Genomic DNA, 24,133 nt, shown 5'->3' with positions numbered 1-24,133 from the left:
GTCAGCTCCTTCGCAACCGCGGGTCGATGAGCAGGAACGCCAGGTCGGCGACCGTGTTGACGAGCACGAACCCGGCCGCGGAGAACACCACGACCGCCATCACCACCGGCATGTCGCCGCTGCTCACCGCCGACACCGCGACCTGCCCCAGGCCGGGCCGGCCGAACACACTCTCGATGATCACGGTGCCGCCGATCAGGACACCGAAGCTCCAGCCGAGCAACGCCACCGCCGGCAGCAGGGCGTGCCGCAGCGCATGCCGGACCAGCACCGCGTTCTCCCGCAGCCCCCGGGCCCGGGCGGTGACCGCGAACGGCTCGTCCAGCGCCCGGTCCAGGCCGTCGCGCAACACCTGGGCGAGGGTGCCGGCGATCGGCAGGCCCATCGTCAGCGCCGGCAGCACCAGCGCGGACAGGTCCCGGTCACCGGAGACCGGGAACAACCCGAAGTGGAAGGAGAAGACACTGAGCAGCACGATCCCGATCAGGAACGGCGGCGTGGACACCACGATCAGCTCACTGACCGAACTGATCCGCCGCGCCCACCGGCGCCGGGTGGTGACCGCCAGCACCACCGCCAGCACGATGCCGACCCCGGCGGCGGCCAGCGCCAGCTTCAGCGACGGCCACAGCTGCGCGCCGATCACCTCGGTCACCGGGCGCTGCAACAGGTACGACCGGCCCAGGTTCCCCTGCACCGCCCGCCACAGGAAGTCCACATACTGCAGGATCACCGGACGGTCCAGCCCCCACTCGGCGATGATCTGCGAACGGATCAGCGGGCTGTCCGGCCCGTCGCCGATGATGCTGTCCACGGTGTCGCCGGGCGCGGCCAGCAGCGCGACGTACGCCGCCGTGGCCGCCACCCAGAGCACCAGCAGGCCCGCACCGACCCGCCGCCCGGCCGCTGCGATCACTTGCCGGTCCAGAGGTGGTAGGCGCTGACCGGAACACCGGCGGTCGGCTCGAACCCGAGCCCGCCGACGCTGCTCGCGGCGGCGATCTGGTCGGCCGGCGCGTACAGCGGGAACACCAGCGCCTGATCGACGACGATCTTCTGCACCTGCCGGTACGCCTCGGACCGCGCCGCCGGATCGGTGGTGGCCACCGCCGCGTCCAGCAGCCGGTCCAGTTCCGGGTCCTTCGCCCCGGTCCGGTTGATCGGCCCCGCCGAGTGCAGCAGCAGGTTCAGGGCGGCGCCCGCATCCGTGTCGGCCCGGGAGTTCTCGAAGAGCTCGTACTCGCCGTCGGTCAGCGCCTTCGTCGCGGTGCCCTGATCGGCCAGGGTCACCGCCAGGTCGATGCCGGCGCTCTGCTTCACCGCCGCCTGGACCGCCTGGGCCAGCACGTCACGCCGGTCCCGCACGAACGGCGCGTTCTGCACCAGCCGCACGGTGAGCCGCTTGCCGTCCTTGGTGCGGAACCCCTCGGCGTCGCGGGCGGCCCACCCGGCCTCGTCGAGCAGCCGGTTCGCCTCGGTGGCGTCGCCGCCGTACGTACCCTCCAGGGTCTTGTCGTAGAACGGGCTGGTCGGCCCGATCACACTCCACGCCCGGGTGGCCGTGCCCCGGTAGACGCCTTTCAGCACCGCGTCCAGGTCGAGGGCCTCCCGGAACGCCTGCCGGACCCGCACGTCGTCGAAGGGCGCATGCGCCACGTTGAAGTAGTACGAGAACGCCGACCCGGAGTTGAGCCCCCGCTCCAGGCGCAGATCCGGGTTCGCGGTGATCAGCGACTCGTCGGTGGCCGGCACCCCCTCGACCACCTGCACCTGCCCGGAGGTCAGCGCACCGATCCGGACCGACGACTCCTTGAGGAACCGGTAGGTGATCGCGTCCAGGTAGGCGGGACGCGCGCCGTGGTAGGACGGGTTGCGCTCGAACCGCACCTCCTGCCCGGCGACGTAGCTCGTCAGCACGAACGGTCCGGTGCCGGCCAGGTCGGGGCCGCCCGCCTTCAGGTTCGCCGCCGTCGTGAGCGACTTCGGGGAGACCTGCGCGCCCTGCGGCGACGAGACGAAGTCGAGGATCAGCACGTCCGGCTGCTTGAGGTGGAACACGACGGTCGCCGTGTCCACCGCCTCGACACGGTCCAGGTTGCGCAACTGGACCGCGGCCACCCCGGGCGCGTAGTTCGGCTCGCGCAGCTTGTCGACGTTGGCCTTGACGGCCGCCGCGTCGAACGCCGTCCCGTCGGAGAAGCTCACGTCCGTCCGCAGATGGAAGGTGTAGGTCCTGCCGTCTGCCGACACCTCGTAACGCTCGGCGAGCCAGGGCAGGTAGCCACCCTTGTCGTCGTGGGTGAGCAGCGCCTCGAAGGTGTTCCAGACCAGCAGTCGCGCCTTGGCCTGGGCGTACAGGTGCGGGTTGAAGGTGATCGGCTCGGTCTCGACGGCCCAGGTCAGCTCGCCCCCGGCGACCGGTTCACCGGCGGCGGCCGGGACTGCGGACGAGCCGGAGCAGGCGGTGGTCAGGGCCAGGATCGTGGTGACGGCGATGGCGGTCAGGGTACGGCGCATGGACGGCCTCCTCTCCCCATTTCCTATAGCTTCTATAGGAAATTAGCAAGAGAGGTGACCATCGACACCCCGGAATACGACAGCGGGCGGGCGGGGACACCCCCACCCACCCGCCCGCCACCGGAGAAGATCAGTGCTTGGAACCGTACGCCGTCAGGAACCTGTCCCGGAAGTCGCTCATCGGCCACACCGGCGCATCCGTCGCCGGCCTCAGACCCTCGGACCAGTTCCAGTCCGCGATCTTGTCGAGCACCGCCGGATCCTTCGCCAGGATGGTGATCGGCACATCGTGGCTGGCATCCTGACCCGCCACCACCGACGACGGCTGATGGTCACCGAGGAACACCATCACCAGGTTGTCGTCACCGTACTTCTCCACCCAGTTGATCAACGAGGTCAGCGTGTACTCGATCGACCTGCCGTACTCCCGGCGCACCTTCGAGGTGCTGCTCCAGATGTCGGCCTTCCTGGTGCCGTTGGCCACCTGGTCCGCGTACACCGAACCGTCACCGACCTGATCCCAATCCTCCAGATACGTCGGCACCGGCGCCCACGGCGTATGACTGGAGATCAACGGCATCTCCACCATCAACGGCTGACGACCCGGCTTCGTGTACTCCCGCTCGGCCAACTGCTTCAGCGTGTACTGGTCGGGCATCTGCGCCCAACTGAACTTCGGACCCTGATAGCCCAGATTCCGTGAGTCCCACACCCGGTTGAACCCGTAGAACCCGCCCTCCGGCCAGGCCCGCGTCGCACCCGGCATCACACTCACCGTGTCCCAGCTCGCCTTCTTGAACGCACTGGCCAACGTCAACCGGTTACTGGCAGTCAGATTCCGGTACCGCCCCTGATTGTTGATCCACAACCCGGACATCAGCGTCGAGTGCGCCAGCCAACTGTTGCCACCGAACGTCGGCGACGTCAACCAGCCACTACGCGCCGCGAAACCCGCCTGCTCCAGCTTCTGCGTGCCCCCGTCCAGCACCGCGTCCACACCCGGCGCCATCTCCGGCGCCTCCACCGCGTTACGCCCGTAACTCTCCACGAACGTCAGAACGAAATCCTTGCCCTTCAGCCCCGTCAGCAGCTGATCCGCCGGCACACCCCCGAACGCGTCGACGTTCACCTCCTTGGCGAACTCCGCCTCGTTCGCGATACCCGCCCGCGCCTGCCACGCCCGGTCATAGGCGTAGGTCGCACTGCTGCGCGCCGCCACCGGAATACTGTCGAAGAACTGCACCCCCAGCGTCAACGTCAACGCCCAGGCCAGCGTCACGGTCCCCATCGCCGCCGCGGTCCCCCGCCGGTGCCGCGCACCGACAGCCGCCAGACGCAACAACGCCCACACACACAACACGATCACCACAAGCGGCAGCAACACGATCCCGGCCGCCGCGCCATAGGCCGAGGCCTGACCGTAGGAGTCCCGCACGAACCCGTAGGCGTCATCGAAGAGCACCCAGTCGAGCACCGGGTCGAACGGCCGGGCCAGCGTTTCGAAGAACCCCATGTCGAGGCTCTTCTCGACGACGAGCCACCCGAGCATCACCCCCAGCAGCGTCCCCACCACCACCCGCACCCGCCGCGGCAGGAAGATCAGCACCAGCAGCGCGATCGCCGCCTCGATCGGGATCCGCGCGAAGTTCCCCAGCGTCAGCCGCTTCAACACGTTCGGCCACAGCAGCGCCACGAACAGCACACCCGCCGCCAGCACGGTGAACCCCACCGACGCCACCCGCAACCCGAAGATCCGCCGCAACAGTCCCGGCCTGCGCGCCGGCCCGGCGTCGGTCACCCCCGGCGTCTCGGCGTCCTCTTCCTCCTCCTGTACGCGCGGACCCGAACCCTGGTCTTCGTCAGAGGCACGGCCGTTCGTATCGGAGACCTCGGCAGCGGCCCCGCCCTTCTCGGCCGCCCCCTCCGAGCCGTCCGCGGCCGGCGCCTCGTCCAGCACCGCCACCTCAGTCGCGGCAGCCATCTCAGGCAGGCTCTTGATCTCGACCGGCGTCGTCACCCTGGCCGGTTCCGCCGCCTCGACCGGTTCCGCCGGTTCCGCAACCACTACCGATTCCGCAACCGTGGCCGGCTCAGCCGACTCCCGAGCCTCAGCCGAGGGCTCGTCAACCGTCTCCGCGGGTTCACCAGCCTGCGCGACAGGCTCGTCGTTCTCCGTGCTCTCCTCAGCGGGCCCGTCCACCACGGCACCCTCGTCAACCGGGGTGCCCGTCACGGCGGCACTCTCGTCGGGCGCCTCCGGCGGCGTACCCGGCGACTTCTTCCTGCTGTTGTCTTCATCGTTCTGCTCGTCCGGATGCTGCTGCCCATCGGCGAGGTCTGTCGGCTGCACGTCATGGGGAACGGACCCCTGGCCCGGATGGTTCACCCCGTAACCAGATCTCTACGTACGAGATCATCAAGCCGGATACTGGGACCGCCGGGGTCTCTGCCATCGGCGCAACAGCAAGCTGCCACGATCAGCTCATGGCGATCGGCGACGCCCCCGCGCCGGGTGAAGTGGCATTCGAGTGGTCGTCGTGGCGCTACGTGGTCGCGACGGCCGCGATGGGCTTCGTCGCGGCCGTCGGCGCATCTTTGCTGTTCTCGGCACTCGACGGCAGGCCAGACACGCCCGCTGTCGCAGACAGTGCCGCTTTTGTAGCTGTTTACACGATCTCCTTCGCCATATTCTCTCTGCTGTCCTCCCGCGCGCGCCCGGCCGGGTTGAGGTTCGGCGGCGACTGGGTCGAGCCGGCTGCTGAACGGCACGACATGGTCGTGGTGCCCTATGCGGCCGTGGCCACTGCCCGCGTCCGATGGGTGTGGCCCGTCGCGATGCTCGACGTTGTCGTGGTTCCCGCTGACGAATCGCGGGTGATGCGATTCGACCGCGGGGGCCGCCCGCCGTTGCGCAAGCACAAGGGCGATCAACTGCGCTTCTCCATGCCGATTGCAGGGCTGAGGTCCTCGTCGGCGGACATCCGTTCCGAGCTTCGCCGTCGTGGACTCGGCGAGTGAGGGCCCGACCTCCCGCGCAGCCACCTCACACCCTCTATGCCATCCTAGGAGGCTAGCCTCATTTCCCCGGCGCCGATCCCGGAGGCCATGCCACCCGACCCGATAGCGGACCGGTCGGTCCGCCGCGTAGGGCGCAGAACCGACCGGTCCGCATCCCCCGAAGTCCGCTGGAGCCCACCTTCAGCACCCCCGACCAGCAGGGGTCATCACACCGGCTAGACATGTTTCGTGATCAGGGTGCGAAACCCGTCCGCGTGGTGATTTCGGGCGCGCTGGACGCCCCAATTCACCACACCCCTGACGGCGTGGTGAATACGGGCGCGCAGGACGCCCCAAATCACCACACCCCTGACGGCGTGGTGAATACAGGCGCGCTGGACGCCCCAAATCACCACACCCCTGACGGCGTGGTGAATACGGGCGCGCAGGACGCCCCAAATCAACACACCCCTGGCGGTGTGGTGAATACGGGCGTGCTGAGCGCCCGAAATCACCACGCAGGCAGACCCTGACTGACTCATTAGGTGTCTAGAGCGCGCAAGAATTGAGCCGGCCCGCACAGGCCGTCGAGCCAGAGCCGGGCCGGGCCGGGCAGGGCAGGGCAGGGCTGGGCCGGGTGTCAGGGCGACGCGCGGGTGAGTCTGGTGGCCACGGCATCGAGCACCCAGTCCAGGCCGGTCGTGAAGGAGACCTCGGGGTCGACGTCCGCGCCGTCGTGCACCGCCCTGGCCAGCGCCGGAAAGCGTCCCGTGGCCAGCATCGCCGTCACGTGCGGTCCGGAGGCGCGCTGCCACTCCCGCTTGGACAGGCCGGACACGCGCTCGGCCCGCAGCTCGGCGACCTCACGACGGATCGCGCCGGTGAAGTACGCGCTGACGGTCTCGACGGCACGCATGACGGTGTCGACGTCCGCGAGACCGTCGAGCGCGGCCAGCGTCGCCTCGGTCACCGCGAGCCCGTTCGGCCCCAGGGCGGGGCGCCCACCGAGCAGGTCGGCCAGCCACGGGTGGCGCAGCGCGGCCCGCCGGGTGCGATGGGCGAGCCCGCCGAGCGCCGCACGCCAGTCGCCGGCCCGTTCCTCGGGCAGGATCTCGGCGTAGACCTCGTCCACCATGAGGTCCAGCAGTTCCTCTTTGACGGCGATGTACCCGTAGAGCCGCATCGGCCCCGCCTCCAGCCGCGCCGCGACCTTGCGCAGCGACACCGCCTCCAGTCCGCCCTCGTCGGCCAGCGCAACGGCGGCGGCGACGATCCGCTCCCGGTCGAGCGGCACGGGGCGTGCCGGCGGCTCCGGCCGGTCCCACACGGTCATGTCCCCACCTCACCACTGCCCCGCCCACTGCATACCGCCGGGGCCTACCCGATCCCGCCGTTCGCCAATACAGTGTATCGGCATGAGACACCGTATCGCTGTGATCGGTGGCGGCCCCGGCGGCCTCACCTTCGCCCGCGTCCTGCACCGCCACGGCCGGCACGTCACGATCTTCGAGCGCGACGCCGGCCCCGATGCCCGCCCACCCGGCGGCACGCTGGACCTGCACAAGGGCCTGGGCCAGTTCGCGCTGGACCGGGCGGGGCTGCTGCCGGAGTTCCGGGCGATCTCCCGGCCGGAGGGCCAGGCCATGCGCATCCTGGACACCGACGGGACCGTCCTGCGCGACTGGCATCCCGCCGACGACGAGCGGGCCAACCCCGAGATCGACCGCGGTCAGCTGCGTGACCTGCTGCTCGGCGACCTCGACGTCCACTGGGGCCGCCCGGTGACGCGGGTGACCCCGACAGGTCAGGGCGGCGCGCGGGTGCACGTCGCCGACGGGTCGGCGGAGGTGTTCGACCTCGTCGTCGGCGCGGACGGCGCCTGGTCCCGAACCCGCACGGCGGTCTCTCCGGTGGCACCGCAGTACACCGGCGTCACCAATGTCGAGACCTCTCTCGACGACGTCGACACCCGCCACCCCGAACTGGCCAGGCTGATCGGCGACGGTTCCTTGGCGGCGTACGGCATCAACCGTGGTCTCGTGGCGCAGCGCAACAGCGGCGGCCATGTGAAGGTGTACGCCCACTTCCGAGCACCCCTGGACGAGAGTCCGGGCGACTCCGAGGAGATCCGGTCCAGCATGCTGGCGCTGTTCGACGGCTGGTCCGATCGGCTCCTCGACCTGCTGCGGCACGGCGGCACCTTCACGCACCGTCCGCTGTACGTCCTGCCGGTCGAGCACACCTGGGCCCACGTCCCCGGGGTGACGCTGCTGGGCGACGCCGCCCACCTGATGCCGCCCCTGGGAGCGGGCGCGAACCTGGCGATGATGGACGGCGCCGAGCTGGCCGAGTCCATCGTCGGCACCGCGGATCTGGACGACGCCGTCCGCGCCTTCGAGGAACGGATGTGGGCGCGGGCCGCCCGGTGGGCGGGGATCACCGCCGCCGGCCTGGACCGCCTCGTCAACCCGGATCCCGCGGCGGCCGTCGCCCTCTTCGACGAGGTCCAGCCGTCCTGACGGAACCGTTCAACGGACCGCTTGCGGGAACACTCGGTCCACCATCGTCACGAGCGTCGTCGCCAGCAGGGACTGCACCTGCATCCTGGTCAACGCGTTGCGCTGCAGCCACTCGCGGGCCGTGTGGATCGCCAGCCCCACGTATGCCCGGGACATCCCCAGCAACGCCGGACTCGGGTCCTCCCCCAGCCCCACCGCTTTCAGCACACTGAGCGCGGCCACATCGACCGCCTCGTCGATCACGGCGTCCACGTCCGCATCGCCGGCCATGCCGCCGGCGGTGATCGCGGCCAGCCAGGAGGTGCTGTGCCGGGAGACCACGTCCAGGAACCAGCCGACGATCGCGTCGGCCCGCGCCTCCCGATCACCCTGCGGAAGTCCGTCAACGGCCACCGAGGGCACAAAAAGCATGACCCGTACCACTTCGAGATATAGATCCTTTTTAGTCCCGAAGTAGTGGTTCACCAGCCCCCGCGCCACACCCGCCTCACGCGCGACGTCAGTGGTCGAAACCGCAGCATAGGGCCGTTGACCGAACAATCGCACCGCAACCGACAGGATCTGCTCACGACGGGCGTCCGGTTCGAGCCGCCGCCGACGGCCCACCTCCAGTGTCACCCGCCGACCCTAACCCGGCCGCGATTCATCAGGATCCGATATACCCGGTAGGTCGATGCTTTCATCGCGCCCCCCGATTGATCACCCGCTTGTTGACACATCGCCAACAGTGTTTCAGGGTGTGTCGATGCCGACGCCTGGACTGCACGGCTACACCGAGCCGTGGCGCGAACCGGAACACGACGATCTGGCCGAGATGGCCCGGACCTTCTTCCTCAAGGACGTTCTCCCCCACACCGCCCGTCTGGAGGCCCAGGGACATCCGGACCGGGAGCACTACCGCCGGGCCGGCGAGCTGGGCCTTCTCGGATTGTCCGTCCCGGAGGCGTACGGCGGCGGTGGTGGCGATTTCACCCACGAGGCCGCGCTGTTGCACGAACAGACGATGGCCGGCGAGGGTAGCCTCGGTCTCGCGGTCCACAGCGGCATCGTGACCGGATACCTCGTCACTTTCGGCACGGAAGAGCAGAAACAGCGCTGGCTGCCGGGCCTGTGCAGCGGCGCGCTGGTCGGCGCCATCGCGATGACCGAGCCGGACGGCGGCTCCGACGTCCAGGCGATACGGACCCGTGCGGTCCGCGACGGCGACGACTACCTGGTCAGCGGCGCCAAGACCTTCATCACCAACGGGCACATGGCGGACCTGGTGGTCCTCGCGGTCAAGACCGATCAGTCCGCCAAGGCGCGCGGCATCTCCCTGCTGGTCGCCGAGACCACCACGGAGACCGGTGGCTTCCGGCGGGGACGCACCCTCGACAAGATCGGTCTGCACGCCAACGACACGGCCGAGCTGTTCTTCGACGATTTCCGGGTGCCCGCGGCGAACCTGCTCGGCACCGAAGGCGCCGGATTCGTCCAGCTGATGCAGAAGCTCCCCCAGGAGCGGCTGGTGATCGGGGTGGGGGCCGTCGCGGCCATGCAGCGGGCCGTCGAGCTCGCCACCGCGTACGCCAAGGATCGAAAAGCCTTCGGGAAGGTCCTGCTGGACCACCAGAACACCCGGATGGTGCTCGCCGAGTGCGCCACCCGCACCCGCGTCTCCCGGGTCTTCCTGGACGACTGCATCGCCCGGCACGTCCGCGGTGAGCTGGACGTGGCCACCGCCGCGATGGCCAAGCTGTACCTGACCGAGGGGCAGTGCGAGGTCGTCGACCGCTGCCTGCAGATCTTCGGTGGCTACGGCTACACCACCGACTACCCGATCGCCCGGATGTACGCCGACGCCCGGGTGCAGAAGATCTACGGCGGCACCAACGAGATCATGAAGGAGCTGATCGCCCGTGCCCTCTGACGACCGGACCGGCCCGCTGAGCGGCATCCGGGTGGTCGAGCTCGCCGGCCTCGCCCCCGGGCCCTTCGGCTGCATGCTGCTGGCGGATCTCGGCGCCGACGTGGTGCTCGTCGACCGGCCCGGCGGCACCGGACTCGACGGTCCGCTGCAGCGCAACCGCCGGGTCGTCACCCTCGACCTCAAGTCCCCGGACGGCGTCGCCGAAATGCTCAGCCTCGCCGCCCGGGCCGACGTCCTGGTGGAGGGACACCGGCCGGGCGTGGCCGAGCGTCTCGGTCTCGGTCCGGACGTGTGTCAGAACCTCAACCCCCGTCTCGTGTACGCGCGGATGACCGGCTGGGGTCAGAGCGGGCCCCTGGCCGCCGCCGCCGGGCACGACATCGACTACCTCGCGGTCGCCGGGGCGCTGGAACCGCTGGGCCGTCCCGGTCAACGCCCGCACGCGCCGGTCAACCTGCTCGCCGACTTCGCCGGTGGCGGCATGCTGCTGGCGGTCGGGGTGCTGGCGGCACTGCTGGAGCGGGAGCGTTCCGGGCGGGGACAGGTCGTCGACGCCGCGATGGTGGACGGTTCGGCGCTGCTCACCACGTTCCTGCACGGGATGATCGCCGGCGGGGCGTGGTCCGGCGGCCGGGGCGGGAACCTCCTCGACGGTGGAGCGCCGTTCTACGACACCTACGAGACGGCCGACGGCCGGTACGTGGCGGTCGGAGCGCTGGAACCCCGGTTCTACGCCGCGCTGCTCCGCGGGCTCGAGGTCGTTCCGGCGACGGAACAGCAGGACCGGGACGGCTGGCCGGAACTGCGGCGGCTGTTCGCGGCCCGGTTCCGGACCCGCACCCGGGACGAGTGGGAGCAGGTCTTCACGGGAGCCGACGCCTGCGTCAGCCCGGTCCTCTCCCCCACCGAGGCGCCACGGCATCCGCACAACGTCGCCCGCGGCACCTTCGTCGACGTGGGCGGGGTGGTACAGCCGGGGCCGGGACCGCGCTTCTCGCGTACCCCCGTGAAGGAACCGGCCGTGCGGGAGGCGACCACCGTGACCGAGGTCCTGGCCGGCTGGAAATGACCGGACGGCGGTGATCAGGCGGCTGTCTCGGCGGCGATGGGGCCGCGTTTGTCGCGGTACATCGCGGCGTCGGCCTCGGCGGTGAGCACGTCGAGGCCGACCGCACCGCCCGCCGGCCGCGACGCGATCCCGATGCTGACACCGACCGTCACCGTCCGGTCCGTGCCGATCTCCACCGGCCGCCGGATCGCCGCGCGCAGGCGTTCCACGATCGGCGCGGCCTGATCCGGTCCGGTCTCCGGCAGCAGGACCAGGAACTCGTCACCGCCCAGACGCCCGGCCAGCCCCGCCGCGCCGAGCACGCCGACCAGGCGGGTACCGATCTCGTGCAGCAGCAGGTCGCCGACGGCGTGACCGTGGGTGTCGTTGACCTTCTTGAAGCCGTTGAGGTCGAGCAGCAGCACCACCAGGGGCCGGGCCGCGCAGTCGTCGGCGTACCCGGCGAGCTGCGCCCGGTTCGGCAGTCCGGTGAGCGGGTCGTGGGTGGCCTGGTGCTGCAGCGCCCGGCGGGTCTCCTGCAGGTCGGCGAGGTGCCGGGCCAGCGCCGACGACTGGCTGCCGGTGATCACCGCGATCATCAGGTTGAGGAAGATCGCGCCGGTCCGCTCGGCGGCGATCGGCACCACCGGGGCGATCAGCGCCGCGGAGGTGGCCGCCCAGACCGCCATGGCGCCCGGCAGGCGGTTGCGGCTGGCGCCGATCACGATCGGCAGGGCGAGCAGCGGCCAGGTGGCCTGCCCGGTGTACCGCTGGGTCTGTGCCACGAACGCCGTCACCGTGACGGTGTCGAGGACGGTCTGCAGGATGCTGAACCCGGTGTACCGGTCCGCCGACGGCCTGCGCCGGTTCAGGAACGACAGCACGCAGGTGGCCGCGAGCAGCACCGCCACGACCACGCAGACCTGCTCCACCTGCGGCGCGGGGTCCGCCGGCCCGATCCCGCCGACACCCAGACCGAACAGCGCCGTGGCGATCGACCCGATCGCCCGGGTCACCAGGCTCGCGGTCTCGGAGGCCCGGCGCCGCGCCCGCAGCGACTCGTCGATCGGCATCGGTCAGAACCGGAACCCGCCCACCAGGGTGCGCAGTTCCTCGGCCGTACGCGACACCTCGCCGCTGGCCTCCCTGGTCTGGTTGATGCCGGTGACGGTGGCGTTGCTGGCGTCCGACACGTCGCTGATGTTCGCGGCGATCCGGCTGGACCCGGCGGCCACCTCGGCGATGCTGCGGCTCATCTCGCCGGTGGTCGCGGTCTGCTGTTCGACCGCCGAGGCGATGGTGGTCTGGAAGTCGTTGATCTGCGCGATCACCTCGGACACCCGGTTGATCACCTCGACCGCGCCGTTGGTGTCGTGCTGGATGGCGGTGACCCGGGCGCCGATGTCCTCGGTGGCCTTCGCCGTCTCCTGGGCCAGGTCCTTGACCTCGCTGGCCACCACGGCGAACCCCTTGCCGGCCTCGCCCGCGCGGGCCGCCTCGATGGTCGCGTTCAGCGCGAGCAGGTTGGTCTGCTCGGCGATGCTGGTGATCAGTTTGATCACGTTGCCGATCTCGGCGGACGACTCGCCGAGCTGCCGGATGGTGTCGGTGGCCCGGGCCGCCTCGTTCACCGCGATCCCGGCGATCTGCACCGCCTCGCTGGTGTTGCGGGAGATCTCCCGGATCGACAGGCCCATCTCCTCCGAGCCGGCCGCGACCGACTGCACGTTGCGGGAGATCTCCTCGGCCTCGGTGGCGGCCGAGTTGCTCTGCCGGTCGGTCTTGTCCACCGCGTCGGCGATCTGCCCGGACACCCCGGCCAGTTCGTTGGAGGCGACGGCCAGCCGGTCGGCGTCGTGCGCGATGGTGCCCATCGAACTGCGCAGTTTCTCCAGCGACCGGTCCAGGGCGGTGGCCATCGAACCGAGCTCGTCTCTGCTGGTGATGTTGCTGCGGGCGGTGAGGTCACCCCGGTCCAGGGCCTCGAGGACCGCGCCGAGGACCCGGATCGGCCCGAGGATCGACCGGACCATCGGGATCGCCATGCCGATGAGCAGGCCGAGGGCGAGCAGGACGACCACGATCGCGGTGTTGCGGACCGAACTGACCGTGGTGGCCATGTCGGTCTTCTGCTGCTCGATGGCCGCCTCCACCTTGCCGGTGAGGTCGTCGAGATAGCCGTCGGTCTTGTCGTTGGCCTCCGGGATCTCGTCCAGCCGGGCGATCACCGACTTCGGGCTCGCCACGCCCGCGGTGACGAAGTCACTGATGAACGTGTTGAAGTCGGTGAAGTCCGCCCGGTAACCCTCGAAGGCAGCCAGGAGATCGGCGGGCAGGCCGGCGGCCTCGACGGCGTCGGCAGCCTCGGTGGCCGACACGACGTCGTCCTTCACGTCGCCGGTGACGTCCTGGCCGAGCGCCGCCCGGTAGGCGTCGACCTTCAGCTCGCTCTGCCGGTTGTTCAGGTGGTTGAGGGCGGCCAGGCCGGCCTCCAGGGCGCGCAGTTCCTCGGCCTGGCCGGCCAGGCGGGACTGGCCGGCGAGCGTGATCGCCGCGGACACACCGAGCGCCAGGGCGCCGGTGGTGACGATGATGCCCAGCCGTTTGGCCAGGCCGATGTCCTGCAAGCCGCTCATGCGCCCTCCACCGTCCGTCGTCACCTGCCCATCGACCGTGACGCGGATCACCTGAGGAAGCGCTTCAGCTCCCACCGCGGCATCCGGCTCCTGTCACGGCCTCTGTTCCGGCGGAGGAACGGCCTGCCCGGGGCTCAGCGGTGCAGGCGGCTCCGCCACTCGACCGGGACCGCGCCGGCCGGGCCCGGGACCGGCTGATCCTCGGGGCGGCTGGTCGGCGGGGCCAGCTCGGGGCCGGCGAACGCCTGCTCGCTGCTGAAGTCCCAGAACCAGTCCTCGCCGGGCTCGAAGGACTGGACGACCGGGTGGCCGGTCGCCGCGAAGTGGCCGGTGGCGTGCTGCGCCGGGGAGGAGTCGCAGCAGCCGACATGGCCGCACTCGGTGCAGCGGCGCAGGTGGAACCACCAGCCGCCGGCGGCGAGACAGTCGGCGCAGCCGGTGCCGGACGGCGGGACATCGGTTCGGATCTCGGGGCTCGTCACGCCCGGAAACCTATCTCACGCGTGTGTCCGGTCGTACGCCTGCTGCGCCTCGACGACCTGGACGATCTCGCCCTCGAGCAGGTCGATCAGGGCCTGCATCCGTTCGGCGACCTGCGCGCCGAGCGGGGTGAGGCTGTATTCCACCCGCGGCGGGATGGTCGCCTGCACCTCGCGCCGCACGAGACCGTCGCGTTCCAGCGACTGCAGCGTCTGGGCCAGCATCTTCTCGCTCACGCCGTCGACGCGGCGGCGCAGGGCGTTGAATCGGTAGGAGCCCTCGTGGAGGGCGGCGAGAGCGAGACCGCCCCAGCGGCCGGTCACGTCGGCCAGCACTCCGCGGGACGGACACGCCCGTGCGAAAACGCTGGTTATCAGCTCGTCATCGGGTTCGTCCATGACATAGACGATACCTAGGCACACCGCACTGTTCCTCGTGACTGTGCTCACCCCCGGTTGGCACTTTCCAAAAGTTAGTGCATTCTCGTGGCAGGCAAGTCCCCACCTAAGGAGTCACCATGAGCATCGCCGTCACCGGAGCCACCGGACAGCTGGGCCGTCTCGTCGTCGAGGCACTGATCACCCGCGGCACCGCGCCGTCCGAGATCGTCGCCGTCGTCCGGGACAGCGCCAAGGCCGGGGCCCTGAGCGCCCGGGGCGTGCAGGTCCGGGTAGCCGACTACGACGCCCCGGAGACACTCACCACCGCGTTCGCCGGCGTCGACAAGCTCCTGCTGATCTCCGGCAACGCCGTCGGCCAGCGAGTGCCGCAGCACACCGCCGTGATCAACGCGGCCAAGGCGGCGGGCGTGGGCTTCCTCGCGTACACCAGCCTGCTGCGCGCCGACACCAGCACGCTGGGCCTCGGCCCCGAACACAAGGCCACCGAAGAACTGATCGCCGCCTCCGGCATCCCGTTCGCGCTGCTGCGCAACGGCTGGTACATCGAGAACTACACCGGCAACCTGGCCGGCGACATCGAGCACGGCGCGATCTACGGCGCCTCCGGTGAGGGCCGGATCGCCGCCGCCACCCGCGGCGACTACGCCGAGGCGGCCGCCGCGGTGCTGATCTCCGGCGAGACCGGCGTCTTCGAACTGGGCGGCACCACCCCGTTCACCAAGGGCGAGCTCGCCGCCGCCATCGCGCAGCAGTCCGGCAAGCCGGTCGAATACCGCAACCTCTCCGTCGCTGACTTCCAGGCCGCCCTCGTCGGCGCCGGCCTCCCGGAGGCGTTCGCCGGCCTGCTCGCCGACACCGACGGCAAGGTCGTCGACGGCGAACTGGACACCGACAGCACCGACCTGCAGCGCCTGATCAGCCGCCCGTCCACCCCGCTGGACGACGCGATCGCGACCGAGCTGAAGGGCTGAGCGTCCCCTCCTCACCGGGACGCCCGGGAACCCCTAGGCTTCGTCGGTGACGTCGGCGAACGTCCCCCGCAGGGCCTCCACCGCCGCATCGGCGCCGACCCGGAGCGCGACACCACGCTCCCCGGCGCCGAGCGCGACGAACCGCCCACGGGTCCGCTCGTCGGCGATCACCGGCCAGGCGGTCGACGCGCCGAACGGGGTGATCGTGCCCCGCTCGTACCCGGTGACGTCCTTCGCCGTCGCCGCGTCCGGCATGGACAGCCGGTTCACACCGAGCAGCGCCCTCAGTTTCGGCCAGGAGATCACCCGGTCCCCCGGGACCAGCACGAACAGGTAGTCGCTGGCGGCGCGCCGCACCACCAGGGTCTTCACCAGGTCACGGACCTCGACCTGATGGACGGCCGCCGCCTCGGCGACACTGCTGACCGGCCCGTGCCGGACGACGTCATGTGCGATGCCCGCGGCGGTCACCGCGGCGATGGCCGGACTACTCACAATGATCATCGTACGATGCGAGGTAGGCTCGCCTTCATGGCCGACAAGCCGAGACTCACCCCCGGACCGAACCACCCCATCACCGTCACCCCGAGCGGCGACCACATCGTCGTGACGGCCGGCGGTCGCGTGGTCGCCGACACCCGCGCCTCCCTGACGTTGCAGGAGGCGAACTATCCGCCGGTGCCCTACATCCCACTGAGTGACGTGGACACCAGCCTGCTCACCCGCACCGACACGACGACGTGGTGCCCCTACAAGGGCGAGGCCACCTACTACGCGGTCACCGAGGGCCGGGACGCGGTCTGGGAATACCAGGACCCGTCCGAGGCGGTCGCCGCGGTGAGAGGGCACGTCGCGTTCTACCCCGACCGGGTCGACAGCATCGCGGTCACCCCGGCGACCAGCTGACGGTCCACCTCGTACGGGGTGTACAGGGAGATCCGGTCGAGAACACCGCCGAACCGCTTGCGCAGGGCTGCGGCGACCACGGCCGGGTCCCCTACCACCGCGAAGGCGTCGAGCACGTCGTCGTCGATCGCAGCGGCCATCTCCGCCCACGCCTGCCGACGCGACAGCAGGTTCAGACGATCGGCCAGCTCACCCCAGCCGTGCGCCTCGAGCAGCGGACGGTACGCGGGCGTCGAAGCGTAGAACGCGATCTGCTCCCGGACCGCCCGTTCCGCCTCCCGCCGGGCGGCCTCGTCCGCGCCGAGAACCACCATCACCGACATCTCCAGGGAGAATCCGTCCAGATCACCGCCCCGGGCGCCCCGCAGCAACGGCACCAGATGCCCGTGGAGATAGTCGGCGCTGGTCAACGGATGCACGAGCAGACCGTCGGCGACACGGCCGGCCGCGCGCACCATCAGGTCACCGACGGCGGCGAGCGCGATCGGCGGATTGCCGAACCGGTTGGGCCCCGGATTGAAGTAGTCGGACATCAGGGTGTGCCGGTAGAACTCGCCGCGGAACATCAGCCGGTCCCCGGTCTCCCACGCCGCCCAGATCGCGCGAACAGCGGCGACGAACTCCTCCATCCGGGCGGCCGGCTTCCCCCAGGGCATCGCGAACCGGCGCTCGATGTGCGGCTTGACCTGCGAACCGAGCCCCAACCGGAACCTCCCCCGGGAGATCAGCTGCAGGTCGTTGGCGAGCACGGCCACACTCATCGGATTGCGCGCGAACGCGACAGCGATCGCCGACTGCAGCGAGATCCGGGTGGTGGCCCGCGCGGCAAGGGTCAACACGGTGAAGACGTCGTGCCGGGTCTCGGCGGCAGCGAACCCGTCGAAGCCGTCAGCCTCGGCGAGCACCGCGGCGGCCTCGACGTCATCGGGTGAGGCGGTGACCGCAGCGGTGACGTCCACGAGCATGGCCACACCCTAACCCGCGAACCGATCCATCAGCCGGGACGCTGAATCCACGCCTCGCCGTGCACCGTCACACCGGCCGGCGTCCTACGCCACCCCAGTCATCCGGATTCCCGATAAGCGGTGCGGCCGCTCGGCAACCACTGCCTGCGGTCGGGCCCTTTGTTGCTGCTTCCGGCCGACGTTCCTGTTCGCGGGTCGTGGGTCGTGGGTCGTGGGTCGCGGGTCGTTTCAGGAGACCGCGGCGCGGATGGCGTCGGCCATCACCTCGGAAGCCGTCGCCCGCAACAGGTCGAGATCGGTCTCCCCGGCTTCGCCGGTGGCCAGGGCAACCACGGCGTCGCCGTCATAGCGGGAGTGGGCCGGATGAACAGCCCGGGCGAACCCGGTGTGCCCGCTCTGCGCCAGCAGGAAGCAGTCCGTCTTGCTGAGCCGCGCATTGGTGATCAACACGGCGATGGTGGTGTTTCCCCGCCCGAACACCGGTGCGGCAATCTCGCCCCCGCCATCAGCGGCGAAGATCGGCCGCCCGTCGACGCCGAGAACGTCCCCCCACGGATTGACCACAGCCACCGCCGCAACCCGGACGGTCGTCCCGCTGTCGGTCACTCCGCCGGTGCTCGTGCCGCCGGTGCTCGTGCCGCCGGTGCTCGTGCCGCCGGTGCTCGTGCCGCCGGTGGTCACCGCGCGTTCCGCCGTGCCGATACCTCCCGGCGCCAGGCCACCCCGCCACTTGCCGGAATGGGCGCCCGAACCGGCTCCGACCGTACCCCAGCGAAGGTCCTCACCGCTCAGAGCGGCAAGCGCGGCAGCACGCCCCTCCGCAGCACCCGGCGGCTCCCCCGCCACCGACCCGTCGAAGATCGACATCCCCACCACGATCGGCACCGGCCCGAACGGCGTCGCCAGCCCGTCCCCGCGCTCCCGGAGCAGCCGCATCACACCGTCCCCGGCCGCCAGCCCGAACGCCGACCCACCCGACAACACGACAGCATCCACCCGGTCGACCAGGCGATGCGGTTCAAGCAGCGCAAACTCGCGAGTGGCCGGAGCCCCGCCCCGCACCTCCCCGGACGCAACGGTCCCCGGCGGCGGCAGGATGACCGTCACCCCGGTCCCGTCCCCGGTCCAGTGCCCAGCCCACGCCGACAGCAGTTGCGGTTCACTCACACCCGAAACGCTACGCGCCGTCGCTCGCCGCCCCGAAACGGGCAGCGACCGGCCCTGCTTCTCCGGCCCTGCTTCTCCGGCCCTGCTTCTCCGGCGCGGCCCCAACGACTCGGAGTGCCCAGCAGGAGAGGTCTCGTAGGCGCACCCGGCGTCGACCGCCGACCACTCCTGACAGCGGTCCGGGAACCCTGGTGGATGGCGCATCCGCAGCCGCATCCCGGGCCGGGCAGGCCGGGCGGGCCGGGCCGGGCCGGGCCGGGCGGGCGGGCCGGCGTGAGCCTCATCGGCGGTTGTCGTCGACGGGCGCCGGGCCGACCGTGCGGAAACCTGTGTTTCCCGTCGAGGAGTCCGGGGTGTTCGAGGAGCGGGCGGCATTGCGATAGCGGTTGCAGTACGAGTCGTGGCACAGGAACGAACCGCCGCGGATCACCCGGAACGTTCCGGACGGCGGACCGATCGGTTCGTCACGCGGAGACACCGCGTAGTAGCCCGCCGAGAACCAGTCGGCGCACCACTCCCAGACGTTGCCGACCGGCTGCCACAGTCCGTAAGGGTTCGGCTCGTAGGAGCGGACCGGGGCGGTGCCGGTCCACCCGTCCGTGCCGGTGTTCCGGACCGGGAAGTCCCCCTGCCAGATGTTGACCGCATGCCCGTCCGCCGGCAACGCGTCGCCCCACGGGTAGCGCAGCGAAGGCAGTCCGCCCCGGGCCGCACACTCCCACTCCGCCTCGGTGGGCAGCCGCCGTCCCGCCCATGCGCAGTAGGCGCGGGCATCGTTCCAGCTCACGTGCACCACCGGATGGTCGTCGGCTGCGGACGACGACGGTCCGTCCGGGTGCGCCCAGTCCGCGCCCTCGACGCCGAGCCACCACGGCGTTCCGGCCATCCGACCGATCACCTTCTCATCGTCGGCAACGGACAGGTGGAAGACGGCGGACCATCCGTACTCCTCCGCCTCGGTGCGATGCCCGGTCGCCGCCACGAACGCCCGGAAAGCGCCCACCGTCACGGCCGTCGCGTCGATGCTGAACGCCGGCAGCCGCACCTGATGCACCGGTTGTTCGCCGTCCGCGACTGCCCCGTCGCCGTGCGCGTCCCCCATCGCGAACATCTGTGCAGGCACCCTGACCTGCTCAACCGAGTGCGCCTGCTCAACCGGGTGTGCCCCGAAATCCTGAGACAACGACCCTGACAGAACCGACCGCGCCCCGAAGTCCGAGACCTCAAGCGGAACCGACCGGGTTTCGACGTCCGACGCAGCGTGCGAAGACGAGTGGGTTCCGACGTCCAACGCGACTTGCGAAAACGACCGGGCACCGGCATCCGACAGCGCGGGGTTCGGTAGCTGATCAAAGCCGGACCCCGGACCACAGCAGTGCCGCGGCGGTTCGAGACCTGACGACGAATCCGGACCTGACGACAGCACAGAATCCGACGACGTCTCCGAGCATGACGACGGCACTGGCCCTGGCGGCTCGGGACGCGGCTGCGGGTCGGAGGCCGGCTGCGGGTCGGAGGCCGGCTGCGGCCCGGGACCAAGATCCGGCGCCGGGTTCGCGGTGTCCGGCCTGTCGGCCGACGGAGAGCGACAACTCATGTGTACGACTGCTCGTCCAGTCCACTCAACGTCGGGTCATGATCGACCTCGCCGACCGGGTACATCGAGGTCATCCAGTGGAAGAAGCGGTCGTCACGCGCGACGAGCAACGTGTACAGCCGATGCATCATCCGATTGCGGACCGCCGTCACGTCAACATGGTGATACATGTTGACGAGTTCATCGGGGTCGTTCTCCAGGTCGTACAGCTCGTTCGTCGACTCCGGGTTGACGATGAGCTTCCACCGGTCCTCGCGGAGCATTCGCTGCGGATACGGGAAGTGGTGACCGTGGAACTCGCAGACGATGTCGGGTTGCCAGTCCGGTCGTTCACCTTTCACCAGCGGGACCAGGCTGCGGGAGTCGACCGCCGGAGCCGTGTCCGCTCCGGCCAGGTCGAGGATCGTCGCCGTACAGTCGAGCAGGCTGACGAACTCGTCCCTGACCTGCGGATCCTCACCGGGGATGCGGATGATGCCGGGCGTACGGTAGATGTCCTCGTACATCGCCGGGCCCTTGTCGTGCAGCCGGTGCGATCCGGTGAACTCCCCGTGATCGCAGGTGAAGAAGACCGTGGTGGAGTCGGTCCCGTTCACCTCGTCGAGGGCGTCCAGGATCCGCCCGATCTCGAAGTCGATCATCGAGACGTACCCCCAGTAGACCGCGATCAGCTTGCGGGTCACCTCGAGCGGCATCGTGTCGAACGTCCAGTGGGCGCTGTAGTTGCGCTGCACCGGCGGCTTGCCCTCGAACGTCTCGCTGATCGATGCCGGGAGTTCGACGACCGCCGGATCGATCATGTCGAAGTATTCGTCCGGGACGATGTAGGGCAGGTGCGGGCCGAAGAAATGGGTGGCCAGGTAGAAGGGCCGGTCCTCCGCGCGGTAACGCCGCAGGAACTCGATGGTCCGCGTCGCCAGATAATGTTCGAAGGTCGCCTCCCGCGGCTGCTTCAACCGCGCGGCCAGCAGATTCCCCGGCCCGCCGTTCGGCAGCGTTCCCCGGATCCGGTCGTGGATCTCGTAGGGCGGAAGGTCGTTCTCCTTCAGGAAATCCTGATAGTCCTGATGGTCCACCGGATTGTGCCAGCCGGGCAGATGCGGGCCGTCGAATCCGTAATCCGCCGGCGACTTCGCACTGCTCGCGTGCCATTTGCCGAGCAGCCCGCAGTTGTAGCCCCGATCCCTCAGCTCGCGACCGAAAGTGAACGCGTCGTCAGGCAGATCCTCCTGATATCCGACGTTGCGTTCCCGGTTGGCGAGCACCTTGTGCCGGAACGGCGCCTGCCCGGTGAGCAGACTCGCCCTGGCCGGCGTGCAGATCGCGGTCGGCGTGTACCACCGGTCGAACCGTGTGCCGGTCGCCGCGAGCCGGTCCAGATTGGGGGTGCTGACGTGCGGATTGCCGTAGGCGCCGAGCGTGTCCACCCGGTGCTGGTCGGTCATCAGGAAGAGGAAGTTCACTGGAGACCACCACCGGCGTAGTAGGTCGACGGCGCCGGGTTGTTCGCCAGTTTCCCCGCGCCGACGAAGTAGTCGCCCATGCCGGTCAGCCATTTCGTGACCGTTCCGTCGGCCAGGTAGCCGTCCAGGGTCGCGGAGTCGAGCATCTCGCTGTTCGCCGCGTCCGCCTTCACGTCGTCGGCACTCTTGTTCAGCAGTTTCGCGGTCAGTGCGATCGTCGTGTCGGCGTTCTGAGCCCGGAAGTCCATCGCCTCACGCAGCACCTGCAGGACCTTTCCGGTCTTCTCGGTGTCGGCGGCCGGCTCATTGCCCGCCACGAATGCGGTCGGGAACGCCATCTGGTCCGCGAAGTCCGCGTTCTTGGCGAGTTCCACCAGGTCGGGCTTGCGCTGCTTGATGTTGTTGAGCAGCGGGTACCAGATGCCGGCCGCGTCGATCTGTCCCGCACCGAACGCGGTCACGATCGTCGCCGCGTCCATCGGCACACGCTCGACATCGGTCGCCGACAGGCCCGCTTTCTGCAGCGCCAGGGTCAGGATCATGTCGCCCGAGGTGCCCTCCGGCACGCCGATCTTCTTACCCTTGAGCCGGCTCAGATCGGTGATGCCCGCCTGCGCGATCACCCGGTCGGCGTTTCCCAGCGAGTTCAGTGCGACGATCTTCGCTTTTCCGGAGGCCGGCAGCCAGACCGCGCCCGGTCCGATGTATCCGTAGTCCAGGTCGCCGGCGTTCATCGCGGTGATCTGCAGCGGGCCGTTGGTGAAGACCTTCGCCTCCACCTCCAGGCCGTTCTTCGCCCACAGTTTCTGATCGTCGGCGACAGCCAGCAGGCTGGCCCCGTTGTAGTCGGCGATGTATCCGAAGTTCACCTCGGTGAGATCGGCACCGCTCTCGCCGCCATCACCACCGCCACACCCGGAAAGGGCAAGGAGGGAGGCTGCGGCGATTGCCAGGAAAGATCTGGAGGTACGGGAAAAGGTCATGTCACGTCCTTTGTCCGGGCAGGGGGAATCGTCGGCCGACGCGGCTGCGCGACCGTTTTCGACAGGTCTTCTAGCGCACCGGAGCCTCGTGCCGGTGAACGGCGCTCCACACGCGGTTGCGTAACGTCGCGAAGGGGGCGCTGAGCCGGATCTCCTCGGTACGCGGATACGGCAGGTCCACCTCGATGATCTCGGAAACACGTCCCGGATCCGCCGCCATGACGATCACCCGATTGGCGAGGAAGACCGCCTCGTCGACGTCGTGCGTCACGAAGACGACGGTGCGTTTCTCCTGACTCCACGTGGTCAGCAGCTGTTCCTGAAGGCGTACCCGGGTCATCGCGTCGACCGCGCCGAACGGTTCGTCCATCAGCAGGATCGACGGTCCGACGGCATAGGCGCGGGCGATCGCCACGCGCTGTTTCATGCCACCGGACAGCGTTTTCGGCAGCGCGTCCGCGAACCGTTCCAACCCGACGAGGGCGATGAAACGGTCGGCGATCTCCCGCCGCCGCGCTCGCGGAACACCCGCGGTCCGCAGCCCGAACTCCACGTTCTTACGCACCGTGAGCCAGGGGAAGAGCGCGTACTGCTGGAAGATCACGCCGCGCTCGGGTCCGGGGCCGGTGACCGGCTCGCCGTCGACCAGCGCCCGTCCACTGGTCGGCGTCTCCAGGCCGGCAAGGATGTTCATCAACGTGGTCTTGCCGCAGCCGGACGGGCCGACGACAGTCACGAACTCGTTGTCGGCGAGCTCCAGGTCGACGTCACCGAGAGCGACGAACTCGCTTCCTTGGAGCGGGAACACCTTGCGGACGTGCTCGATGGTGATCATCGGGTCTCCTGCCAGGAGGTGAGGCGGCGTTCGGCGAGCAGCAGCAGACGGTCCATCGCCAGGCCGAGCACGCCGATGCTGATCAGCCCGACGAAGATCGTCGGCAGGTCGTAGTACAGCTGTGCGCTCTGCATCCGGTACCCGAGTCCCTGCTGCGCGGCGATCAGCTCGGCGGCGACCAGAGTCGCCCACGACGAGCCGAGGCCGACGCGCATGCCGACGAGGATGAACGGCGACGACGCGGGGATGACGACCCGCGCGAAGATCACCCGATCGCCTGCGCCGAGCACCCGGGCCGCATTGAGCAACGTGCGGTCAACATTGACGACGCCCTGCAACGTTGCGATGACACATGACAGGAAGGAGGCCAGGAAGATCACGAAGATCTTCGGCGTCTCCTCGATCCCCATCAACACGATGGCGAGCGGGATGATCGCGAGCGGCGGGATCGTCCGGAAGAACTGGATCCACGGCTCGACCAGGGCACGGACCGGCGGATACCAGCCCATCAGGAACCCGACCGGCACCGCGAGCAGCACCCCCAGCGCGAACCCGGTGAACACCCGGACCAGGCTCGCCGCCGCGTCCTCGGCGAGCGTCCCGTCGGCGATCAGCTCGACGGCCCGCTCGGCCACCGCCGGGGGTGCCGGGATGTCGAACCCGCTCACCGCGAATCCCCACCACACCCCGATCCCGATCAACACCGAAAGACCGTTCAACACCGTCTTGGGTACGCCGA

General features: G+C 69.8%; 23 protein-coding genes. 6 read left to right on the top strand and 17 right to left on the bottom strand.

From position 1 onward, the window contains the following. Position 1: 1 nt before the first annotated feature. The 3 genes from QSK32_RS23145 to QSK32_RS23135 form a co-directional block, all read right to left on the bottom strand. A complete protein-coding gene (locus tag QSK32_RS23145; protein ID WP_285473140.1) occupies positions 2–916 on the bottom strand; it encodes an ABC transporter permease in 915 nt (304 codons plus the stop codon). Beyond that, positions 913–2,517 (bottom strand): ABC transporter substrate-binding protein, encoded by a 1,605-nt coding sequence (locus QSK32_RS23140; RefSeq protein ID WP_285473139.1) that lies wholly within the window; start codon positions 2,515–2,517, stop codon positions 913–915. The genes QSK32_RS23145 and QSK32_RS23140 overlap by 4 nt, the downstream gene beginning before the upstream one ends. Before the next feature lie 130 nt (positions 2,518–2,647). Further along, positions 2,648–4,867 (bottom strand): sulfatase-like hydrolase/transferase, encoded by a 2,220-nt coding sequence (locus QSK32_RS23135; protein ID WP_285473138.1) that lies wholly within the window; start codon positions 4,865–4,867, stop codon positions 2,648–2,650. Between the two features lie 134 nt (positions 4,868–5,001). On the opposite strand from QSK32_RS23135, the gene QSK32_RS23130 reads away from it, so the two are divergent. After that, a complete protein-coding gene (locus QSK32_RS23130) occupies positions 5,002–5,535 on the top strand; it encodes a hypothetical protein (protein WP_285473137.1) in 534 nt (177 codons plus the stop codon). Positions 5,536–6,154: 619 nt separating this feature from the next. On the opposite strand, the gene QSK32_RS23125 is transcribed toward QSK32_RS23130, so the two are convergent. Next, positions 6,155–6,847 carry a TetR/AcrR family transcriptional regulator gene (locus QSK32_RS23125; RefSeq protein WP_285473136.1) on the bottom strand — a complete coding sequence of 231 codons (693 nt, stop codon included), beginning with the start codon at positions 6,845–6,847 and terminating at the stop codon, positions 6,155–6,157. An 82-nt stretch (positions 6,848–6,929) separates the two neighbouring features. Between QSK32_RS23125 and QSK32_RS23120 the strand changes: the two genes are divergently transcribed. Then, the gene (locus QSK32_RS23120; RefSeq protein ID WP_285473135.1) at positions 6,930–8,033 is read left to right on the top strand and encodes an FAD-dependent oxidoreductase; all 1,104 of its coding nucleotides are present in this window, start codon (positions 6,930–6,932) and stop codon (positions 8,031–8,033) included. 9 nt (positions 8,034–8,042) lie between these two features. Here QSK32_RS23120 and QSK32_RS23115 read toward each other — a convergent pair whose 3' ends face one another. Next, the gene (locus tag QSK32_RS23115; RefSeq protein WP_285473134.1) at positions 8,043–8,651 is read right to left on the bottom strand and encodes a TetR/AcrR family transcriptional regulator; all 609 of its coding nucleotides are present in this window, start codon (positions 8,649–8,651) and stop codon (positions 8,043–8,045) included. A 127-nt stretch (positions 8,652–8,778) separates the two neighbouring features. On the opposite strand from QSK32_RS23115, the gene QSK32_RS23110 reads away from it, so the two are divergent. Continuing rightward, positions 8,779–9,942, top strand: coding sequence for an acyl-CoA dehydrogenase family protein (locus QSK32_RS23110; protein ID WP_285473133.1), 1,164 nt, complete (start codon positions 8,779–8,781; stop codon positions 9,940–9,942). Then, entirely contained in the window at positions 9,932–11,011 is a 1,080-nt protein-coding gene (locus tag QSK32_RS23105; RefSeq protein ID WP_285473132.1) for a CaiB/BaiF CoA transferase family protein, read from the top strand. Before QSK32_RS23110 ends, QSK32_RS23105 begins: the two co-directional genes overlap by 11 nt. Before the next feature lie 14 nt (positions 11,012–11,025). Here QSK32_RS23105 and QSK32_RS23100 read toward each other — a convergent pair whose 3' ends face one another. From QSK32_RS23100 to QSK32_RS23085, 4 genes are all read right to left on the bottom strand, one after another. Next, positions 11,026–12,063, bottom strand: coding sequence for a GGDEF domain-containing protein (locus tag QSK32_RS23100; protein ID WP_285473131.1), 1,038 nt, complete (start codon positions 12,061–12,063; stop codon positions 11,026–11,028). Positions 12,064–12,066: 3 nt separating this feature from the next. Beyond that, on the bottom strand, positions 12,067–13,626 hold the full coding sequence (locus QSK32_RS23095) for a methyl-accepting chemotaxis protein (RefSeq protein ID WP_045748340.1): 1,560 nt from the start codon (positions 13,624–13,626) through the stop codon (positions 12,067–12,069). A 134-nt stretch (positions 13,627–13,760) separates the two neighbouring features. Continuing rightward, positions 13,761–14,108: a UBP-type zinc finger domain-containing protein gene (locus QSK32_RS23090; protein WP_285473130.1), complete on the bottom strand. Its 348-nt coding sequence runs from the start codon at positions 14,106–14,108 to the stop codon at positions 13,761–13,763. Between the two features lie 15 nt (positions 14,109–14,123). Next, positions 14,124–14,504, bottom strand: coding sequence for a winged helix-turn-helix transcriptional regulator (locus QSK32_RS23085; RefSeq protein WP_045748338.1), 381 nt, complete (start codon positions 14,502–14,504; stop codon positions 14,124–14,126). A gap of 119 nt (positions 14,505–14,623) precedes the next feature. On the opposite strand from QSK32_RS23085, the gene QSK32_RS23080 reads away from it, so the two are divergent. Then, positions 14,624–15,478, top strand: coding sequence for an SDR family oxidoreductase (locus QSK32_RS23080; protein WP_285473129.1), 855 nt, complete (start codon positions 14,624–14,626; stop codon positions 15,476–15,478). A 33-nt stretch (positions 15,479–15,511) separates the two neighbouring features. Here QSK32_RS23080 and QSK32_RS23075 read toward each other — a convergent pair whose 3' ends face one another. Then, positions 15,512–15,982 (bottom strand): aminoacyl-tRNA deacylase, encoded by a 471-nt coding sequence (locus QSK32_RS23075; protein WP_502872549.1) that lies wholly within the window; start codon positions 15,980–15,982, stop codon positions 15,512–15,514. 6 nt (positions 15,983–15,988) lie between these two features. Here QSK32_RS23075 and QSK32_RS23070 point away from each other — a divergent pair, with 6 nt between their 5' ends. Beyond that, positions 15,989–16,384 (top strand): DUF427 domain-containing protein, encoded by a 396-nt coding sequence (locus QSK32_RS23070; protein WP_285473127.1) that lies wholly within the window; start codon positions 15,989–15,991, stop codon positions 16,382–16,384. Here the strand turns inward: QSK32_RS23070 and QSK32_RS23065 are convergent. From QSK32_RS23065 to QSK32_RS23035, 7 genes are all read right to left on the bottom strand, one after another. Then, positions 16,336–17,349 carry a TIGR03617 family F420-dependent LLM class oxidoreductase gene (locus tag QSK32_RS23065; protein WP_285473126.1) on the bottom strand — a complete coding sequence of 338 codons (1,014 nt, stop codon included), beginning with the start codon at positions 17,347–17,349 and terminating at the stop codon, positions 16,336–16,338. The two genes, QSK32_RS23070 and QSK32_RS23065, sit on opposite strands and share 49 nt — an antisense overlap. Before the next feature lie 228 nt (positions 17,350–17,577). Then, positions 17,578–18,516: a P1 family peptidase gene (locus tag QSK32_RS23060; RefSeq protein WP_285473125.1), complete on the bottom strand. Its 939-nt coding sequence runs from the start codon at positions 18,514–18,516 to the stop codon at positions 17,578–17,580. A gap of 280 nt (positions 18,517–18,796) precedes the next feature. Next, positions 18,797–20,113 (bottom strand): formylglycine-generating enzyme family protein, encoded by a 1,317-nt coding sequence (locus QSK32_RS45750; RefSeq protein WP_502872548.1) that lies wholly within the window; start codon positions 20,111–20,113, stop codon positions 18,797–18,799. After that, positions 20,110–21,576, bottom strand: a complete 1,467-nt coding sequence (locus QSK32_RS23050; protein ID WP_285473123.1) for a sulfatase family protein — start codon at positions 21,574–21,576, stop codon at positions 20,110–20,112. The genes QSK32_RS45750 and QSK32_RS23050 overlap by 4 nt, the downstream gene beginning before the upstream one ends. Beyond that, a complete protein-coding gene (locus QSK32_RS23045) occupies positions 21,573–22,559 on the bottom strand; it encodes an aliphatic sulfonate ABC transporter substrate-binding protein (RefSeq protein WP_285473122.1) in 987 nt (328 codons plus the stop codon). The genes QSK32_RS23050 and QSK32_RS23045 overlap by 4 nt, the downstream gene beginning before the upstream one ends. A gap of 70 nt (positions 22,560–22,629) precedes the next feature. After that, positions 22,630–23,394, bottom strand: coding sequence for an ABC transporter ATP-binding protein (locus QSK32_RS23040; RefSeq protein WP_045747905.1), 765 nt, complete (start codon positions 23,392–23,394; stop codon positions 22,630–22,632). Next, entirely contained in the window at positions 23,391–24,098 is a 708-nt protein-coding gene (locus tag QSK32_RS23035; RefSeq protein WP_285473121.1) for an ABC transporter permease, read from the bottom strand. The genes QSK32_RS23040 and QSK32_RS23035 overlap by 4 nt, the downstream gene beginning before the upstream one ends. Positions 24,099–24,133 lie beyond the last annotated feature (35 nt).

Source organism: Actinoplanes sp. NBRC 101535, assembly GCF_030269225.1.
Classification (GTDB): Bacteria; Actinomycetota; Actinomycetes; order Mycobacteriales; family Micromonosporaceae; genus Actinoplanes; species Actinoplanes rectilineatus.
Note: the sequence above shows the minus strand (reverse complement) of the source record. Positions and strands in the feature narration are given on the sequence as shown.

Bases quoted from the DNA above. Each gene is read 5' to 3' on its own strand.
- QSK32_RS23080 (WP_285473129.1), top strand. From the start codon at position 14,624: ATGAGCATCGCCGTCACCGGAGCCACCGGACAGCTGGGCCGTCTCGTC.
- QSK32_RS23045 (WP_285473122.1), bottom strand. From the start codon at position 22,559: ATGACCTTTTCCCGTACCTCCAGATCTTTCCTGGCAATCGCCGCAGCC.
- QSK32_RS23095 (WP_045748340.1), bottom strand. From the start codon at position 13,626: ATGAGCGGCTTGCAGGACATCGGCCTGGCCAAACGGCTGGGCATCATC.
- QSK32_RS23065 (WP_285473126.1), bottom strand. From the start codon at position 17,349: ATGCTCGTGGACGTCACCGCTGCGGTCACCGCCTCACCCGATGACGTC.
- QSK32_RS23125 (WP_285473136.1), bottom strand. From the start codon at position 6,847: ATGACCGTGTGGGACCGGCCGGAGCCGCCGGCACGCCCCGTGCCGCTC.
- QSK32_RS23100 (WP_285473131.1), bottom strand. From the start codon at position 12,063: ATGCCGATCGACGAGTCGCTGCGGGCGCGGCGCCGGGCCTCCGAGACC.
- QSK32_RS23110 (WP_285473133.1), top strand. From the start codon at position 8,779: ATGCCGACGCCTGGACTGCACGGCTACACCGAGCCGTGGCGCGAACCG.
- QSK32_RS23040 (WP_045747905.1), bottom strand. From the start codon at position 23,394: ATGATCACCATCGAGCACGTCCGCAAGGTGTTCCCGCTCCAAGGAAGC.
- QSK32_RS23085 (WP_045748338.1), bottom strand. From the start codon at position 14,504: ATGGACGAACCCGATGACGAGCTGATAACCAGCGTTTTCGCACGGGCG.
- QSK32_RS45750 (WP_502872548.1), bottom strand. From the start codon at position 20,113: ATGAGTTGTCGCTCTCCGTCGGCCGACAGGCCGGACACCGCGAACCCG.
- QSK32_RS23130 (WP_285473137.1), top strand. From the start codon at position 5,002: ATGGCGATCGGCGACGCCCCCGCGCCGGGTGAAGTGGCATTCGAGTGG.
- QSK32_RS23070 (WP_285473127.1), top strand. From the start codon at position 15,989: ATGCGAGGTAGGCTCGCCTTCATGGCCGACAAGCCGAGACTCACCCCC.
- QSK32_RS23120 (WP_285473135.1), top strand. From the start codon at position 6,930: ATGAGACACCGTATCGCTGTGATCGGTGGCGGCCCCGGCGGCCTCACC.
- QSK32_RS23075 (WP_502872549.1), bottom strand. From the start codon at position 15,982: ATGATCATTGTGAGTAGTCCGGCCATCGCCGCGGTGACCGCCGCGGGC.
- QSK32_RS23140 (WP_285473139.1), bottom strand. From the start codon at position 2,517: ATGCGCCGTACCCTGACCGCCATCGCCGTCACCACGATCCTGGCCCTG.